The 1,287-nt window shown below is 66.5% G+C and carries 2 protein-coding genes; one reads left to right on the top strand and one right to left on the bottom strand.

Annotated elements, in window-relative coordinates:
- Positions 1–559 (top strand): GMC oxidoreductase (locus AAHM41_RS40210; protein WP_342242260.1); only part of this gene is annotated, 559 nt, incomplete at its 5' end.
- Positions 560–634: 75 nt separating this feature from the next.
- On the opposite strand, the gene AAHM41_RS40205 is transcribed toward AAHM41_RS40210, so the two are convergent.
- The coding region (locus tag AAHM41_RS40205) for a site-specific integrase (protein WP_342242259.1) at positions 635–1,287 on the bottom strand (653 nt) is incomplete at its 5' end.

The raw sequence follows: 1,287 nt of genomic DNA, 5'->3' as shown, positions 1-1,287 counted from the left end.
TTCGGCCGACCCGGTCGCCGAGCCGCATATCGACTTCCGGATGCTGAGCGACAGCCGCGACCTCGACCGGCTGAAGCTGGCGCTGCGGATGGGGGCGGAGGTGCTGCTGGACCCGCATATGGACGGGCATCGCGGCCCGGTCTTCTCCTCCAGCTACTCTCCCCGCGTGGCCCGGGTCGCCGTGCCCGGCGTGTGGAACACGCTGCAGCGGGGCGTCCTGTCCGCGCTGCTCGACATGGCTGGGCCGCTGCGCGCCGCGCTGGTCCATGCCACTGTCACCCTGGACACGACACTGGACGGCCTGCTGCGCGACGACGACGCCTTGACCGATTTCGTGCGCCGGCATGTCGGCGGCACCTGGCATCCGTCGGGAACGTGCCGCATGGGGACGGAGCACGATCCGGCGGCCGTGACCTCGCCGACAGGCAAGGTGCAGGGCATGGGCGGCGTTCGCATTGCGGACGCCTCGTTGATGCCGTCCATTCCCTGCGCCAATACCAACATTCCGACCATTATGATCGCCGAGCGGATCGCCGACTTCATCAGAAGCGGCCGATAGGACGCCGTTGTTGCCCCTCCTGAAATCTGGCATCAGGTCGTGCGTCGCAGGGGACCACCAAGCGATTGCGTCATCTCATGCCGCCTCGGCAGTGCGCATCCGACCTGACTTCTTCACCAGGAGGGCCCGGACGAACTTGTCCCAGCGGGCCATACCGGCGCGCTTCTCGGGCATGTAGTTCCAGCGGTCGTAGCTCTTCGAGCTCACGTCCTGCAGCGCGTGGTTCTGGATGCGGTCGCGGATCTCCTTCGACAGGCCCGCCTTGCCCGCGAGCGTCTTCCAGGTCCGACGTAGATCGCGATTGGTCACAATCGGAATCACGCCGCGCTCCCGCTGCCGCCATATGAATGAATAGAGTGTGCTGTGCCTGACCGGCCTGCTCGGATCCATTGCGGAGGGGAAGAGCCAGCCGTGCTCGTTCGGCTTGATTGAATCAAGCATCTCGGCGGCGAGGGAAGGGACGGGCACCGCGTGCGGCCGGCTATTCTTCGTCTTCGACCAGTCGAGGATGCGCTCAGCCGAATCCCACTGATCCCTGTGCAGGCGGGCGATCTCCTCGACCCGCTGCCCCGTCAGCATCAGGATCTGGACCGCTCGCAGGTAGGGTGGATGGACCGGTGTGTCGGGGCACTCGAGCCAGCGCCAGAGGCGGACGAACTCGTCCTCGTCGAGCCAGCGGGTGCCGACCACCTTCGGTTCCGTCGGGATCCCGGCGGCAGGGTTGTAGA

Source organism: Inquilinus sp. OTU3971 (assembly GCF_038440215.1).
This window is presented reverse-complemented; position numbering and strand designations above follow the sequence as displayed.